At 67.5% G+C, this 16130-nt stretch carries 12 protein-coding genes; 7 read left to right on the top strand and 5 right to left on the bottom strand.

What is annotated here, in order from left to right; translation table 11 throughout:
* Positions 1-37: 37 nt before the first annotated feature.
* The 3 genes from C5E07_RS12205 to C5E07_RS12195 all read right to left on the bottom strand — a co-directional run bounded on the left by C5E07_RS12205 (position 38) and on the right by C5E07_RS12195 (position 3887).
* Entirely contained in the window at positions 38-1120 is a 1083-nt protein-coding gene (locus tag C5E07_RS12205; RefSeq protein WP_104299637.1) for a hypothetical protein, read from the bottom strand.
* 153 nt (positions 1121-1273) lie between these two features.
* On the bottom strand, positions 1274-3025 hold the full coding sequence (locus C5E07_RS12200) for a BCCT family transporter (RefSeq protein WP_104299636.1): 1752 nt from the start codon (positions 3023-3025) through the stop codon (positions 1274-1276).
* 73 nt (positions 3026-3098) lie between these two features.
* Complete coding sequence (locus C5E07_RS12195) at positions 3099-3887, bottom strand: HAD-IIA family hydrolase (RefSeq protein ID WP_104242929.1); 789 nt, start codon at positions 3885-3887, stop codon at positions 3099-3101.
* An 89-nt stretch (positions 3888-3976) separates the two neighbouring features.
* Between C5E07_RS12195 and C5E07_RS12190 the strand changes: the two genes are divergently transcribed.
* From C5E07_RS12190 to C5E07_RS12165, 6 genes are all read left to right on the top strand, one after another.
* A complete protein-coding gene (locus tag C5E07_RS12190) occupies positions 3977-4156 on the top strand; it encodes a hypothetical protein (protein WP_068477200.1) in 180 nt (59 codons plus the stop codon).
* A gap of 79 nt (positions 4157-4235) precedes the next feature.
* Positions 4236-5525, top strand: a complete 1290-nt coding sequence (locus C5E07_RS12185) for an MFS transporter (protein WP_104299635.1) — start codon at positions 4236-4238, stop codon at positions 5523-5525.
* Between the two features lie 116 nt (positions 5526-5641).
* On the top strand, positions 5642-6871 hold the full coding sequence (locus C5E07_RS12180) for a hypothetical protein (RefSeq protein WP_146080587.1): 1230 nt from the start codon (positions 5642-5644) through the stop codon (positions 6869-6871).
* A gap of 242 nt (positions 6872-7113) precedes the next feature.
* Positions 7114-9654, top strand: a complete 2541-nt coding sequence (locus C5E07_RS12175) for a LuxR C-terminal-related transcriptional regulator (protein ID WP_104299633.1) — start codon at positions 7114-7116, stop codon at positions 9652-9654.
* A gap of 255 nt (positions 9655-9909) precedes the next feature.
* On the top strand, positions 9910-10626 hold the full coding sequence (locus C5E07_RS12170) for a hypothetical protein (protein WP_146080586.1): 717 nt from the start codon (positions 9910-9912) through the stop codon (positions 10624-10626).
* Positions 10627-10824: 198 nt separating this feature from the next.
* Positions 10825-13356: an ATP-dependent Clp protease ATP-binding subunit gene (locus C5E07_RS12165; RefSeq protein ID WP_104242919.1), complete on the top strand. Its 2532-nt coding sequence runs from the start codon at positions 10825-10827 to the stop codon at positions 13354-13356.
* Between the two features lie 75 nt (positions 13357-13431).
* Here C5E07_RS12165 and C5E07_RS12160 read toward each other — a convergent pair whose 3' ends face one another.
* A complete protein-coding gene (locus C5E07_RS12160; protein WP_104299631.1) occupies positions 13432-14382 on the bottom strand; it encodes a permease prefix domain 1-containing protein in 951 nt (316 codons plus the stop codon).
* 1 nt (position 14383) lies between these two features.
* The gene (locus C5E07_RS12155; RefSeq protein WP_104299630.1) at positions 14384-14719 is read right to left on the bottom strand and encodes a PadR family transcriptional regulator; all 336 of its coding nucleotides are present in this window, start codon (positions 14717-14719) and stop codon (positions 14384-14386) included.
* Between the two features lie 120 nt (positions 14720-14839).
* On the opposite strand from C5E07_RS12155, the gene C5E07_RS12150 reads away from it, so the two are divergent.
* Positions 14840-16129, top strand: a complete 1290-nt coding sequence (locus C5E07_RS12150; protein ID WP_258063924.1) for an MFS transporter — start codon at positions 14840-14842, stop codon at positions 16127-16129.
* The last annotated feature ends 1 nt before the right edge of the window (position 16130 follow it).

Below are 16130 nucleotides of genomic sequence, written 5' to 3'. Positions count from 1 at the left end.
GGCGAGGGGCGCGCGGGCGGGGAACTGGGGGTCGCGCCTACGCCGTGGAGGCCGTGCTCTTCTGGCTCTCCACGCGGTACTCGATCTCGGCGACGATCTTCCTGAGCGCGTAGATCGTGACGGAACGGCGTTGCGCTGGCGGATCCCACCCCGTGTGATCCTCGAACTCCAGCCGCTGCAGGTCGTCGAGGGCCGAGGAAGCGGCGGTGAGGCGTGCGCGCAGATCTGCTTCGCTCTGGTCCCAGGCGCGCAGCAGCTGCCCGAGCTGCTCTCCCGAGGCCTGCAGCGCACGCCCGGACTCGGGCTTCGCCTCGCTCCAGGACACTTCGAGGAACGGATCCTGGAGCTCGGCGATGTGTCGAGTGATGCGGCTGAGGCTGTCCAGCTCCGCCTGGACGGAGGAGCTGTCGAACTTCGCGCGAAGACCTCTGGCGTTGCCACGGAGGTTCTCCTGCACCTCGGCGACGAGCGTCTTCGCGTCGGCGAGTTCGCCGTCGAGGCGCAGCAGCGAGCTTCGCCAGTCCTTGAGGTCGTCCTCCGGGGCATCGCCGGCTGGTAGCTCCGTCGCTCGCTGGATGGTGTCGGCGATCGTGGTCTTGAGGGCGCTCATCGCCTCCATGGCCTGCTTCCGGCCGGTGGCGGGAGGCACGATGAGGTTCAGCCCGACGCCGATGGCCGCGCCGACAGCCATCTGCACGACGTAGCCGATGGAGAATCCGTCGGGATTCGCGCCGCCGACGACGAAGACGAAGAGGGCTGCGATGGGAATGTAGTCGCGGCCCGCTCCGAAGACCGGAATCCCTGCAAGCAGGGTGCCGACGCCGACCGCGACGGGGACTGCCAGCGCCACGGGGGTGCCGAGGGTCACGAGCGCTCCGGAGGCGAGCACGCCCAGGAGTACACCGACCACGACCTGGACGCTCGATCGCACGGATCCGGCCACGGTCGGGACGCTTGCGACCAGTGCGCCGAGGGGAGCGTAGTAGGCGTAGGCGTTCGCCTCTCCCGGGACGAGGTGTCCGGCGTACCAGGCGAGCGTTGCGGCGGCGGCTGTCTTGGCCACGTGGAGGAGTCGGGAAGGCGTGAGCGCGGGGAGGAGGGCGCCGGCGAGTTTCTGCATCCACTCCAGGGTGGGGCTTCGCGGTCAATGCTCGCTGAGGGTTGACATCCGGGGAGAGGGAGGACGGGGCGTGAGGTGCTGGCAGTGAGACAGGCAGGGGCCGGATGCGTGTGCATCCGGCCCCTGCCTGTCTCGGACCGAGCCGCTCGGCGGTCAGCCGTTCTTGGGCTCGTCAGCCTGCGCCACGACCGCGACCTGGCTCGTCTGCGGGCCGGCAACGGGCACGTTCATGACGTTCGCCTTCCGCAGCCACGGGAACATCTTGCCGGGTGCACGCTCGACGGGCTCGTCCACTTCGAGGCCGTAGAAGTCGCCGATGTGGCCGACCAGGGCGGCGCGGCTGGCCCGGTCGTAGGCACGTTTCTCTCGCGCGAACGCGAGGGCCGTCGCCCAGCAGGACAGGAGCAGGACGATCGAGAAGGGCAGCGCGATGCTGATCGCGGCCGTCTGCAGGGCGTTCAAACCACCGGCGAGCAGGAGTGCGACCGCGAGCAGCGAGGTGATGATCGCGAAGAACGCGCGCACCCAGTGCTTCGGCTCGGCCTGGCCGCCGGTCGCGAGCATGCCCATGACCAGCGCGCCGGAGTCCGCGGAGGTGATGAAGAAGATCGCGATGAGGATGATCGCGCCGATGGTCAGCACAGCACCGCCGGGGAGCTGGGCCAGCATCTGGAAGAGGGCCCCTTCGACGTCGACCGAGCCGTCGCCCTGGACGAAGTCGGTGATGCCGTTCAGCTGCATGTAGAGGGCCGTGCCGCCGAGGACGGAGAACCAGAGGAAGGTCACGAGGGTCGGCACGAGCATGACGCCCGTCACGAATTCACGCACGGTGCGACCGCGGGAGATGCGGGCGATGAAGACACCCACGAACGGCGCCCACGACATCCACCAGCCCCAGTAGAACGTGGTCCACGCCGACTGCCAGTCGACGCCCGCCTCGCCGGAGAATGCGCTCGTCGAGAAGGTGAGGCTGACGAAGTTCTGCAGGTAGTTGCCGAGCGACTGCACGAAGTCGCGCAGCAGGAACTGCGTCGGTCCGACGATGAGGATGAAGACGAGCAGTGCGCCGGCGAGCATGAGGTTGGTGTTCGAGAGCCACTTCATGCCCTTGCCGACGCCGGAGAGCACCGAGAAGAGCACGAACGCCGTGATGACGGCGATGATGGCGATGGACGCGGTCGTGGAGGACTCGAGGATGCCTGCGGCCTCCAGTCCCGAGCCGATCTGCAGCACGCCGAGGCCGAGCGAGGTCGCGACTCCGAAGATGGTGCCGACCAGCGCGACGACGTCGATGAGGTTGCCCCACCCTCCGCGAACCCGACGGCCGAGGAGCGGCTCCAGCGCCCAGCGCACGCTGACCGGTCGTCCGCGGCGGTGGATTGCGTAGGCGAGCGCGAGGCCGAGCACGATGTAGATGGACCACGCGTGCACGCCCCAGTGCAGGTAGGTCTGCGAGAGGGCCTGCTGGGCGATCTGGCTCTCGGTACCGGAGACGCCGGGCTTCGGTTCGATGAAGTGGCTGAGCGGCTCGCTCACCCCGTAGAAGACGAGCCCGATTCCCATGCCGGCGGCGAAGAGGAGCGACAGCCAGCTGAGGTTCGAGAACTCGGGCTTGTCGTCGTCCTTGCCGAGCTTGATGTCGCCGTACTTGCCGAAGCCCATCACGAGGCTGAAGATCACGAAGAACGCCGCGATGAGCACGTAGTACCAGTTGAAGTTGCGCACGATCGACGACTGGACGGCGTTGAACGCGGCGTCAGCCGCGGTCGGGGCGAGGATCGAGAAGCCCGCGAAGCCGATGACGATGATCGCGGCGGGCCAGAAGACCCACCGTTTGATCGTCGGTGGGCCCTTCTTCTTGGGCGTATCGGGAGCGGCTGCTGAGCTGGAGGAGCTGGAAGTCACTGCGCCAATGGTACGCGAGCTGCGGCAGATCGCTAGTTCGCCTAGCAATCAGGGTCGTGCGTGCGGGCCCGACTCAGCTCTCGCCAGCAGGCCGGACGAGTTCGTGCACGCCAGAGATGATCTCGTCGGGGCGGAACGGGTAGCGCTCGATCTCGCGCTGATCGCTGATGCCCGTGAGCACCAGCACGGTGTGCAGTCCCGCTTCCATGCCCGCCACGATGTCGGTGTCCATCCGGTCGCCGATCATGGCCGTGTTGTGGGAGTGCGCGCCGATCTTGTTGAGCGCAGACCGGAACATCATGGGGTTCGGCTTGCCGACCACGTAGGGTTCGCGGCCGGTCGCCTTCGTGATGAGGGCCGCGATGGCACCCGTCGCGGGCATGGGGCCATCGGCGCTCGGGCCGGTCGCGTCGGGGTTCGTGACGATGAAGCGCGCACCGTTGCCGATGAGGCGGATGGCCTTCGTGATGGCGTCGAACGAGTAGTTGCGGGTCTCGCCGACGACGACGAAGTCGGGGTCGGTCTCCGTCATGATGTAGCCCGCGTCGTGCAGCGCCGTGAGCAGTCCCGCCTCGCCGATGACGAACGCCGACCCGCCTGGCAGCTGCTGGCGCAGAAAGTCCGCCGTCGCGAGCGCCGAGGTCCAGAGCCGATCTTCCGGGACGTTGATGCCGCTCGAGCGCAGGCGGGCCGCGAGATCGCGCGCCGTGAAGATGGAGTTGTTCGTGAGCACGAGGTACGGGGTATCGTCCCGCTGCCACTGCGCGAGCAGCTCGACAGCACCGGGGAGTGCGGCCTGCTCGTGCACGAGCACGCCGTCCATGTCAGTGAGCCAGCATTCGACGTTCGAGCGATCGACCATGTGCACAGCCTAGGCGGATGCGCCGACACCGAGTCGGATGTGCACAGACTCGCCGGTGCGCGAACGGCTTCGCGTAGACTCCCTCCATCATGGACTTCTTCCTCAACGCGCTCTGGTCGCTCATCCCGACCGTGATCATCGGGGCTGCGTTCTTCTGGATCCTCACCTCGATCCTCTCCGGCGATCGTCGCGAGCGCGCCATGGCCGACAAGATCGAGCGCGAAGAACGCGCTCGCCTCGGACTCCCGCAGCTCGACGCGAACAGCTAGCGCGCCACCTCACCTTCCCTGCTCTGTCTCGACCCCCTCACCGAAGAGGGGGTCAGTTCTCGTCGTCTGGAACCGACCCATGTCACTCCTGCTCAACTGGGCGTCCCCGAAGCCGCTCGGCACGCCCTTCCGATTCCTCCTCTCCTCGTCACTGTTCTCGAACCTCGCCGACGGCATCCTGATCGCGGCGGGCCCCCTGCTCGTCGCGAGCCTCACCAGGGACCCGCTGCTCGTGTCGCTGGCCCTGGTCGTGCAGCAGCTTCCGTGGCTCGTGTTCGGCCTCTTCGCGGGCGTGGTCGCCGACCGCCTGCCCCGCGTCGCGATCATCGTGACGGGGGCGCTCAGTCGCGTCCTGATGCTGGCGGTCATCGGCGCGCTCGTGCTCACCGACACCATCAATCTGCCGATCCTCTACATCGCGCTGTTCCTCGTGGGGTCGGCGGAGGTCTTCACCGACAACGCCTGGACCTCGATCGTGCCCGACCTCGTCCCGTCGAAAGAGCTCGGCATCGGGAACTCGCGACTCATCGCCAGCCAGACCGTCATGAACCAGCTCGCCGGTCCCGCGATCGGCGGTGCCATCTTCGCGGTCGGGCATGCGATCCCGTACGGCGTGACCGTCGTCTCCCTGCTCTTCGCTGTGGTGCTCGTGTCCCGGATCACCTCACCACCCGTCTCGACGGCGACGACCGGGCCGATCGAGACGGTGCGCTCCGTGGCCCGCGTGCGTCGGGACATCGCCAGGGGATTCGCCTGGCTCTGGCAGAACCCGCCGGTCCGGACTCTCGCGATCATCCTGTTCGCGTTCAACATCACGTACGGCATGACCTACGGGGTGCTCGTGCTCTATGCGAAGCAGCGTCTCGGACTGGACGATGCCGGCTACGGGCTGCTGCTCGCGGTCTCGGCACTCGGTGGGCTCGTCGGCACAGCACTCTACGGACGCCTGGAGCGCCGCTTCTCCTACACGAGCCTCATGCGCACCTGTCTCGCGCTCGAGACGGTGCTGCACCTGGTTCTCGCGGCGACGGCGAACGTCATCGTCGCTGGCCTCACGATGTTCGTCTTCGGCATGTACACGGTCATCTGGGCGACGCTCGCGAGCACCATCCGCGGGCGAGCCGTCCCGAGCCGCATGCGCGGACGGGTCTCGAGCGTCTACTTCCTCGGGATGATCGGCGGCATGGCCGTCGGCACCTTCGCAGGGGGTCTCATCGGCCAGGGCTTCGGCATCGTCACCACGATCTGGGTCGCGTTCGGTGCGAGCATCCTCATCCTCGCGCTCGTCTGGCGTTCCCTGGTGCACGTCGGCAGGGCTGGTGAGGTCAGGGCAGACGGCGAAGCAGCCGGTTCTCCGGCGGCGAGTTGAACCTCGGTGGGGCACGGCGGGGCTCGCTCTGGGGGAGTCCTCAGATACCTCCGGGGAGCGACGCGTAACCTGATCGTCGTCGTGCTGGATCGAGGACGCGGAGGAGGGTGCTGACGATGCCGCGTTCCACCCTGCCCGTCTTCATTGCGGCCGTCATGATGACGATGCTCGCCGGATGCGCTTCCGGGCCGTTCCCGTCCGTGCAGACCGCGCTCGAGTCGTTCAATCAGACCCTCCGATCACTTCCCGGCGTCGAGGCGTCGAGCCTCGACCGCCCGCCGGTGGATGGGGCCGTCAAGGTCGACCTCGTCGTCACGCTGGCCGAGGAGGTGACCGAGGAGGAGCTCGCGGACATCGGCGACTACGCCTCCACCTTCCCGACCGTCCAGCTCGACAAGGGCCAGTGGGCCGGGACGGTCGAGCTCAGGCTTGCGGGGTCCGCATACTCGTACTTTGATCTTACGACTCCGGAGTCGCTCCACGCCCAGCTCGGCTACTGGCGAGAGCTGGCGGCAGTGGGGTTCGAGTCGATCTCCACACGGACGTACTCGGCGCCGGTGTCCGCTGGCATGTTCGAGGTGACCGATCAGGCATCCGGTGCGGCAGCGGACGGCCTCACCTCGCGGGAGGCCGAAGCGCAGCCGTCCGAGACGCAGGCCCCCGGCGACCCGGCGCCCGCGACTGTCTCGCCGACGGAGTCCAGCGCACCCTCCCTGTCTGCGGCGGCTCGTGGGCGACTGGTTGTGGTCGAGCTCTCGAGCGAGGAGCGCGGCGATAGCGAGCGCACGACGCAGCTCCTCGAGACCGCCCGCGCGATCCACGACCCAGGCGCTGCCACGGGGGAGTGGGACCTCATGGGTCTTGCTCCGTTCACGACCGGCCAGTTCGTGCAGAGCGAGCTCCCCACCGCCGAGCAGGTCGAGTTCGTCCGGGAGACGAGCGCGGTGTTCGACGAGTCGGAGCAGCTCGCGAGCGTCCACGTGCGCGTGGACGATTCGGCCCTCGGCGGGACCCAGGTCAACGTCACCGCCTTCGACGACACGATGCAGGGAATCAAGGCGGGCGAGGCGGCCAAGGCGTTCCGGGAGACCGTGGAGTGGCAGGAGCTGCGTGACCTCGTCCCGGAGCTGCAGCGCACGAACAGGGACTTCAGCGTCAACTTCGTGGGGAACAACCTCACGGGCCTCGGCGTCTTCGAGTTGAAGTTCGGTGTGCGTGACTGTGAATTCTGGTCGGGGTCACAGTGGCCGGATCTGACGCGCGAGCTCCAGCTCACCTGGGGCTCGAGCCTTGATGGCGCCGGCGCGCTCACCATGGCCGAGCAAGTTTGCGCTGATCAGCGCTAGATTGCAGGTCGATTCTCCCTCGGGAAGAGCGTTCGATGAGTGTCGATTCGCCCGTCCCGCGCCCGCCAGAAAGTGGTAAACCTCTGGTGTGGTATGGCATGATCCCCGGTGAATCCCCGGTCACCCGGATCTCGTCAAAGCTGGATCAGCGAGTTAGAGTCATGACCATCCATTTGGTAGGTGAGTATTCATGGACTTGAGCTGGGGTGAATTCAGTGCACGCAACCACGCGAGAACTACTGGTGAGGCAGCGCCTCCTCCGGGCGCTCGACGATGATTCGACGCGCATCACCCTGCTCCACGCGCCGAGCGGATACGGCAAGACGACGCTCCTGCGGATGTGGGCCGAATCCGGTCGCCACACGGGCCGCCTGCTCTGGGTGACCTTCAGCACCGCCACGACCACCCGCAACAGCGTCTGGGAGCAGATCGCGCGCGCGGCCCTCCGCGAGGGTCTCCTCACCAGCCTCGAATACGACGACCTCGTGACGCTCATCAACAGCGATGACTTCGAGAAGCGCGACCTCGTCGTGGCCATGCGCAGCGAGGTTCCCTTCACGATCATCCTCGACGGCTACGAGCGGCTCGGCGACCTCGTGCCGATTGTCGACCAGGACCTCCTCAGGGGCGCCGAGAGCGTCCCGAACATGCGGGTCATCATCGCCGCGAGGGGCCGCACCACGCTCGACCAGTCGAGGCTCCAGCTGCAGGGCCGAGTTCGTGTCGTGACCAACATCGACCTGGAGTTCACGGAGGCCGAGGTCGCGGCCTTCTTCGAGCTCGTCGTGGGGGAGACCCATATCGCGACGCCAGCGGAGGTGTACGAGGCGACCGGTGGCTACGCCATCGCCGTCCGCGCGGCCATCCTCGAGCTCTCCCGGTCAGGCCCGCGCGCATTCCACTGGCGCGAAAATGCGCTCAACTCGACGAACCTCTCCGGTCAGCTGCCCAACGCCGAGCTCGCCAGGTTCGCGAGAATCACCAGCGTCGTGCCGTACTTCGACGCATCGCTCGCGCGGATGCTCGTGCCCGACCTGGATCCGGACGCGGCGATCGAGATGCTGGAAGCGGACGGCTTCGGCAGGCACATCTCGTTCACCCGCAGCAGCAGGGCCTTCCAGTACGTCACGGCGCTCCGCGAGGCGCTGCACGAGGAGCTGCGGGCCGATTCCCCGGCCGAGTATCGACGCGCAGCGTCTCTCGCCGCGGCGTGGCTGAGCGCAAACGGCGACCCGGAAGGGGCTCTCGAGCTGGCGCTCGAGGTCGACGACTTCGACCTCGCGTCACGCATCTGCGCACGCCTGCTGCTCACGGTCGTCGAGGCCTACACGACGGATCGCTATGTATCGCGACTGCAGCACCTCCCGCAGGACGTGCTCGTCGCGTACCCCGTGCTCGCGTTCGTGCTCGGCCTCGCCCGTCTCGCCAACCCAGTGCTGCGGAGCGGTGCGAAACCGCTCCTGCAGATCGCGGCCGGGATGCGCATCCCGAGCGACCTCTCGGTCGCACGTCGCTGCGAGTACCTCTGCTTCAAGGTCTTCGCGCTGCGCACCCTCGGGAGGTACCTCGAGTCGGCTGAGCTCGCGCGGGAAGCGCTCGGCCTCGCCGCTGCCCAGTCCCGGGTGGGGGCGTCGCCCACGCTGTCTCCGGTCTTCACTCGCGGGGCGGCGCTCTCGCTGTTCCTCGTCGGCGACATGACGGGGGCGCACGCCGCACTCGAGGGGACCTTCGTGGTGCCGCAGTCGAACAGCTCCCGCAACCTGTCGTTCTGGGACGCGGCGGGCTACAAGGCCATCGATGGTGACATGCCCGCCTCGGAGGCGATGCTCGCGCAGGTCGAAGATGGTGCGTGGATGACGACAAGCTCGCGCGGACACCTCGGCACCTTCGGGCATATCGCGAAGTCCTACGGGTATCTCGAGCGCGGTGAGTGGATGCAGGCGCAGGCGGCTCTCGAGGATATCGAGCGCTTCACCGTCACGTCCGACCTCTGGCCCTACCTGCAGGAGCCCGTCATGCTTGCTCGGCTGGCGCAGGGCGAGGCGCTCGCGGAGGCCAGGCGGGTCGAGGAGATGCTCGAGGGCCCGCTTGCCGCCTCTGGGGTCGGCGAGAGTCTCGGCCTGTTCCGCGTGAAGTCCCTCCTCGTCGTCCTCTGGCTCGCCGCCGGTCGCCCGGCACGCGCACGCAAGCTGCTGGAGGGGTACGCCGTCGACGACTTCCGGACGCTGCCGGCAAGGTCGCTGCTCGCTCTTGTCGACGGCGACACGGATCAGTCGATGCAGTGGGTCTCGCGGTCGCTGGACTTCGTGACGACGCCGAGGATGCGCATGGCGATGCACCTCATCGGCGCGGCCGGTGCGCTGCGCGATGGCGACCGTGACGTCGCCCGGAGCATGGTCGGCCTCGCTGCCGGGCTCTCGCTCCAATATGGGCTCGTCTCGCCCCTGCTCATGCTGCCCGATCGCGACCGCAACGCGCTGGCTGAGCTCAGCCGAGAATCCGGCGGCGCGGATGACATCGCGATGTTCGACTCGCTCGACGTGGTGACGAACTTCCAGGAAGTGAGCGCCATGCCGCAGTTCACGGAGCGCGAACGAGTCGTGGTTCACGCGCTCGCAAGGCACACCTCGCCGACGCGGATCGCCGAGGAGCTGTTCGTCTCGCCCAACACCGTGAAGACCCAGTTGCGCTCTGCCTACAAGAAGCTCGGTGTCCACACGCGGCCAGAGGCCCTGCGTCGCGCCGAATCTCTGGGCCTGCTCCGGGATCGCAACGGCGAGTAGTTCGTCGCTCTTCTGTTCCGCAAGCCACTCCGGGGTGAAGCCCGGGGTGGTTTCGTCGTTGGTGCCCGGGGAAATTGGTGGGCCATTTAATTGTAGATACAACTTAGGGTGAAGTCTGGGGTGACTTCACGAGAACGGATTCGAAACCGGGGTGCTATTGAGCCGCTCGGTACCTCCGAACTGGATGCACCGGCGAACCACGCGCCCACCGGCGCGGAAGCAACTTCCCCCGATCTGCTCCGAAGAGGTTCCCCCTTGTCAGAAACCCCCAGCTCCTCATCCACCCCAGTCACCACCGACGAGAACGGCGGCACCACTCGCCGCTCCGTGCTGCGCGCCGCCGCGTGGACAACCCCCGTCATCGCCCTCGCAACCGCCGCGCCAGCTCAGGCGGCCTCCCGATGCGTCATCAAGACCAACTACAACGCGCTCAGGACGGGCACCAAGCCCACGAGCATCCCCTTCCCCGGCACCGGCGTCACCGCGACCCTGAGCTACGTCGGCTACGGAGGCTTCACGGGTTCATCGACCAACGGGACCGTCCAGGACGGACCACAGGGTGGCAACCCGCAGTCGCTCAAGTGGATCAAGATCGAGAACGGGACCGCCCGCTCCGGCAGCGGCGTCGACGTCAAGATCGTCTTCAGCGAACCGGTCACGAAGCTCTCGTTCACGATCTTCGACCTCGACTGGGCGCCGGGCAACCACCGCGACGCCGTCATCGCCACGACCACGCCGACCTCGTCCACGCGGGCATCCGCGCTCGAAGGCAGCGGCACGCTCGCAAGCCCGTGGCGCAAGGCCACCGAAGGGGAGATCCCCAGCACGTCCCTGAACGGCAACGTGCAGCTCTTCTACACGGGTCCCATCAGCGAGGTCACCTTCCGCTACTACCAGGACCTCAAGAAGCTGGACGCCAACCACAACCAGCTCATCGGGCTGAGCGACCTCGCCTTCGAGAAGTGCCTCTAGCGCTCTGAAGCTGAACAAGGGATGCGCCGTCGCGCGGTCGAAGAGACCAGCGGCGGCGCATTCGCGTACCTGGGCGACGCATCCGCACGCCCAGGGCGAACAGGGGAGGGAAACGGAGGTTGACGCCGTTACTCTCTCTGTACACGGCCCCCGACCCTGTAGCCAGGTGTCGAGGTCAGGGAGTCGAAGGAGAAACGGATGTTCGAGAGATTTACCGACCGCGCCCGTCGCGTGATCGTCCTCGCCCAAGAAGAGGCGAAGATGCTCAACCACAACTACATCGGGACCGAGCACATCCTCCTCGGCCTCATCCACGAGGGTGAAGGGGTCGCCGCCAAGGCGCTCGAATCCCTCGACATCTCGCTGCCTGCCGTACGTGAGCAGGTCCAGGAGATCATCGGCCAGGGCCAGCAGCGTCCGACGGGGCACATCCCGTTCACGCCGCGAGCCAAGAAGGTGCTTGAGCTGTCGCTCCGCGAAGCGCTGCAGCTCGGCCACAACTACATCGGCACGGAGCACATCCTCCTCGGCCTCATCCGCGAGGGCGAGGGTGTCGCAGCTCAGGTGCTCGTGAAGCTCGGCGCCGACCTCAACCGGGTGCGCCAGCAGGTCATCCAGCTGCTGAGCGGATTCCAGGGCAAGGAGCAGGTCGTCGCGGGAGCGGACCAGCCGCAGCAGGCAGCCCAGGGCTCCGCCGTGCTCGACCAGTTCGGCCGCAACCTCACGCAGGCCGCTCGCGAAGGCAAGCTCGACCCCGTTATCGGGCGCGAGAAGCAGATCGAGCGCGTCATGCAGATCCTGTCGCGCCGCTCGAAGAACAACCCCGTCCTCATCGGCGAGCCGGGCGTCGGCAAGACCGCCGTCGTCGAGGGCCTCGCCCAGGCGATCGTCACGGGGCAGGTTCCCGAGACGCTCAAGGACAAGCAGCTCTACTCGCTCGACCTCGGCTCGCTCATCGCCGGGTCCCGCTACCGCGGTGACTTCGAAGAGCGCCTCAAGAAGGTCACCAAGGAGATCCGCACACGCGGCGACATCATCGTCTTCATCGACGAGATCCACACCCTCGTTGGTGCGGGTGCCGCCGAGGGCGCGATCGACGCCGCGAGCATCCTGAAGCCGCTCCTCGCGCGAGGTGAGCTGCAGACCATCGGCGCCACCACGATCGACGAGTACAAGAAGCACTTCGAGAAGGATGCGGCGCTCGAGCGACGCTTCCAGCCCATCCAGGTCGAGGAGCCGTCGATCGCGCACACGATCAACATCCTCAAGGGGCTCCGCGACAAGTACGAGGCGTTCCACAAGGTGTCCATCACCGACGACGCCATCGTCGCCGCGGCAACCCTCGCCGACCGCTACGTCTCCGACCGGTTCCTGCCGGACAAGGCGATCGACCTCCTCGACGAGGCAGGCGCCCGCCTCCGCCTCTCGGTGCTGTCCTCGCCCCCCGAGCTGCGCGAACTCGACGAGAAGATCGCGATCGTCCGCGCCGACAAGGAGCAGGCTATCGAGCTGCAGGACTTCGAAGGCGCCGCGTCACTGCGCGACGACGAGAAGAACCTCCTCGGCGAGCGCCTCCGCCTGGAGAAGCAGTGGAAGTCGGGCGACGTCAAGTCCACCGGCACCGTCGACGAGGGCCTGATCGCCGAGGTCCTCTCGCAGGCCACCGGCATCCCCGTCTTCAAGCTCACCGAGGAAGAGACCGCGCGTCTCGTGTTCATGGAGGATGCCCTGCACCAGCGGGTCATCGGCCAGAACGAGGCCATCGCGGCCCTGTCCAAGACCATCCGCCGCACCCGCGCCGGACTCAAGGACCCGAACCGTCCGTCCGGCTCGTTCATCTTCGCCGGCCCGACGGGCGTCGGAAAGACGGAGCTCGCCAAGGCGCTCGCGGAGTTCCTCTTCGATGACGAGTCGGCGCTCATCTCGCTCGACATGTCCGAGTTCGGCGAGAAGCACACGGTCTCGCGGCTCTTCGGTGCCCCTCCAGGGTTCGTCGGCTTCGAAGAGGGCGGCCAGCTCACCGAGAAGGTGCGCCGCAAGCCGTTCTCCGTCGTGCTGTTCGACGAGATCGAGAAGGCTCACCCCGATATCTTCAACTCGCTCCTCCAGGTGCTTGAAGAAGGCCGTCTCACCGACGGCCAGGGTCGCGTCGTGGACTTCAAGAACACGGTCATCATCATGACGACCAACCTCGGCACGAAGGGCATCTCCGGCGGCCCCGTCGGCTTCCAGCTCGAAGGCGACGCCTCGGTGTCGTACGACAACATGAAGTCGAAGGTCAACGAGGAGCTCAAGAAGCACTTCAAGCCCGAGTTCCTGAACCGCGTCGACGACACGATCGTGTTCCCGCAGCTCTCCACCAACGAGCTGCTGCAGATCGTGGACCTCTTCATCGGTCGCCTCAGCGAGCGCATGCTCGACCGCGACATGACCGTAGAGATCACCGAGCTCGCGAAGCGAAAGCTCATCAAGGTCGGCTTCGACCCGACGCTCGGCGCTCGCCCGCTGCGCCGCGCCGTGCAGCACGAGGTGGAAGACCTTCTCTCCGAGAAGATCCTCCGCGGCGAGCTCAAGGCCGGCGACCACGTCGAGGTCGACTACCCGGAGGACGAGTTCGTGTTCAACGTCTCGAAGCGTCTCGTCCCCGAGACGGTCGCGGCAGGCGGAGTGACCTCGCAGGCTGAGGGCATCATCGCCGACGCCGGTGAGGGTGACGCGCCGACCGCGTAACCTCCGCACGCGCAGACGACGAAGCCCCCGCATCTACGTGATGCGGGGGCTTCGTCGTGCGCGCCCCGTCGCCCGCTAGCGGGTTGCCTTGCGGAAACCGTCCCAGATGTCCCAGACGCTGGTGGCGAGGACTCCGAAGGCGATCATCACGGTCACGATGGTGGTCACCGTCGCCGCGCTGTCCGCGCTCGGGATGACCGTGGCGAAGAAGTCCGGGTTGAGCAGCAGGCCGCGACCCAGGGTGGTCAGGAGCAGCGACATGAACAGGACCGCGAGGACCGCGTTGGCCCAGGCGAGGGGCAGCGTGACGCGGCCCGTCCGGTAGAGCGCCACGCTGTAGGCCGCTTCGAGCACGAAGAGCACCAGAAGCGCGAGGGCCCACCACGGCCAGAGGTCGTGCCCGAAGAACGACAGGCCCGGCTGCGTCGGCACGAAGCCGATGAAGCGGTCCCAGACGACGGCGCCGGTCCCGAGTGCGAGGAACACGAGCGAGGCGATGAGCTCGGATCTGCCGGCCCCGGTCTGGCGGATCTCCGGCAGGTCGGCGACGCTCCACTGCTCCGGCTTGGACTGGCCACCGGAGCGCTCGAGCACCGCGAACACCAGGGTCGTCCAGAACGTGACGTGGATGATGACGCTGAAGGTGACTGCCGCGACCTCGCCGATGATCTCGCCGATGGTGCTGCCGATGAGCGTCTGCGCGATCGCGACACCGAAGGCGGCGCACACCGGCACGATCCACAGCAGGGTCTTCAGGAGCCGCCACCACATGAGGTAGTAGCGAGGCCCCACGAGGAACAGTCGACGGTCGGTGTAGCTGGCGGCGAGCAGCTCAGGGTCGCCGAGCTCGGTGAGCACGGCCACCTCGGCGGCATCGCCCGCCTCGCCGGATTCGACTCGCGCATCGACGAGGTCTCGAATGGAGGCGCGCAGCTCGGCCTCGAGGTCGGCGCGCTGGTCGTCGGGCACCGTGCGCATGGCGGCGCTCACGTAGCGCTCGGTCAGGGTGTCGGTGATGGTCGTCATGTCAGGCCCCTTCTGGGAGGTGCTCGATCGCCTGGGCGAGCGAGCGGAAGTCGGTGGTCATCGCGGCGGCGAGTGCGGCACCGGATGGGCTGGCGCGGTAGAACTTGCGAGGTCGCGCCTCGTCGGTGTTCCACTCGCTCGTGAGGTGACCCTGCTTCTCCAGGCGGCGAAGGAGCGGGTAGAGGGTGTTGGCGTCGGTGTCGAAGCCTCGGGATTGCAGTGCCTCGAGGAGTCCGTAGCCGTAGCCCGGCTCGGAGAGGAGGCGAAGGCATGCGAGCACGACGGTGCCCCTGCGGAGCTCCTGCAGGTGGATGTCGTGCGTCTCTTCTGTGCCCATGACTCACACCATAGTGTGTGTCACACAGTGTCGTCAATGGCACTGCAAGAGCGCGCAGCGAGCATGCAGTGCCGGCGGCCCCTGTCCGGCGCACGACCGGACGGGCTTACGCTGGAACGCGTGCCTGCATCCCCGTCACCCTCGTCACACGGCAAGCCGAAGAAGGAAGCCACGCTCGCGCAGGTGACTCTGCTGGCGCTCCTGCCGTCGTTCGTGTTCGCGATCGGCGAGGGAGCGATCATCCCGATCATCCCGACCGTGGCGGTCTCGCTGGGAGCCGGCATCGAGCTGGCCGGGTTCATCGCCGGGTCGCTCATGATCGGCCAGATGATCGGCGATCTTCCCGCCGGTGCCGTCGTGCAGCGCCTGGGGGAGAAGCGGGCCATGCTCGCGGCCCTCGGGGTGAGCCTCCTCGGCATCCTGCTCTGCGCGTTCGCCGTCGCGCCGTGGATGCTGCTCGTCGGGGTCGTCATCATCGGCATCTCCGCCGCCAACTTCAACCTCGCGAGGCACGCGTTCCTCACGACCTACGTGCCGCTGCGCTACCGGGCGCGAGTGCTCTCGACGCTCGGCGGGGTGTTCCGCGCCGGCTTCTTCGTCGGGCCGTTCATCATCGCGGGAATCCTCGTCCTGTTCGATGCTCCCCAGTACGGGTTCTGGGTCTTCGTCGTGTGCGGCGCGGTGGCCGCGCTCATCCTGCTGTTCGCGCCGGACCCCGAGACGGTCGCACGCCCGTCGCATTCCGCGAAGGCGCCGGTCTCAGCGGGGGATGGGGGTGCGGGGGCTGGCGTGCCCGAACGCCTCGGCGTGTTCGCGACGATCCGCGCCAACGCCGGCGTGCTGGTCCGGCTCGGGACCGGTGCGGGAATCATGGCAGCGCTGCGGGCGGCGCGCAACGTGATGCTGCCGCTGTGGGCGCTGTCGATCGGCATGGACACCGCCACGGCGGTGCTTGTCATCGGCGTGAGCGCCGGCGTCGACTTCGCTCTCTTCTTCGTGTCCGGCTGGGTCATGGACCGCTTCGGTCGAGTGTGGGGCGCCGTGCCGGCGCTGCTCGGCCTCGGCGCGGGATTCCTGACACTCGCCTTCACCCACGACCTCGTCGGGGACGCCGCTCAGCAGTGGTTCACGGTGCTCGCGATCTGGCTGGGCTTCGCGAACGGCATCGGCTCCGGCATCCTCATGACGCTCGGCGCCGACCTCGCGCCGCGCCAGGATCCGGCCCCGTTTCTCGGGGCCTGGAGGCTCATCACCGACTCGTCGGCAGCATCCGTGCCCGTCATCGTGGCGGTGGCAACGGCGGTCGTGTCGATCTCGTTCACGTCCGGGATGCTCGGGGTGCTTGGGTTCGTGGGGGCGGCCCTCATGGGGTGGCAGATCCCGAAGCACGTCCCGCGACAGCGGCGGTGAC

Origin of the sequence: Pseudoclavibacter sp. RFBJ3 (assembly GCF_002931375.1) — a bacterium.
Classification (GTDB): Bacteria; Actinomycetota; Actinomycetes; order Actinomycetales; family Microbacteriaceae; genus Pseudoclavibacter.
Note: the sequence above shows the minus strand (reverse complement) of the source record. Positions and strands in the feature narration are given on the sequence as shown.

Coding starts and splice junctions, on each gene's coding strand:
- C5E07_RS12160 (WP_104299631.1), bottom strand. CDS start 14,382: ATGACGACCATCACCGACACCCTGACCGAGCGCTACGTGAGCGCCGCC.
- C5E07_RS12155 (WP_104299630.1), bottom strand. CDS start 14,719: ATGGGCACAGAAGAGACGCACGACATCCACCTGCAGGAGCTCCGCAGG.
- C5E07_RS12195 (WP_104242929.1), bottom strand. CDS start 3,887: ATGGTCGATCGCTCGAACGTCGAATGCTGGCTCACTGACATGGACGGC.
- C5E07_RS12190 (WP_068477200.1), top strand. CDS start 3,977: ATGGACTTCTTCCTCAACGCGCTCTGGTCGCTCATCCCGACCGTGATC.
- C5E07_RS12205 (WP_104299637.1), bottom strand. CDS start 1,120: ATGCAGAAACTCGCCGGCGCCCTCCTCCCCGCGCTCACGCCTTCCCGA.
- C5E07_RS12165 (WP_104242919.1), top strand. CDS start 10,825: ATGTTCGAGAGATTTACCGACCGCGCCCGTCGCGTGATCGTCCTCGCC.
- C5E07_RS12185 (WP_104299635.1), top strand. CDS start 4,236: ATGTCACTCCTGCTCAACTGGGCGTCCCCGAAGCCGCTCGGCACGCCC.
- C5E07_RS12180 (WP_146080587.1), top strand. CDS start 5,642: ATGCCGCGTTCCACCCTGCCCGTCTTCATTGCGGCCGTCATGATGACG.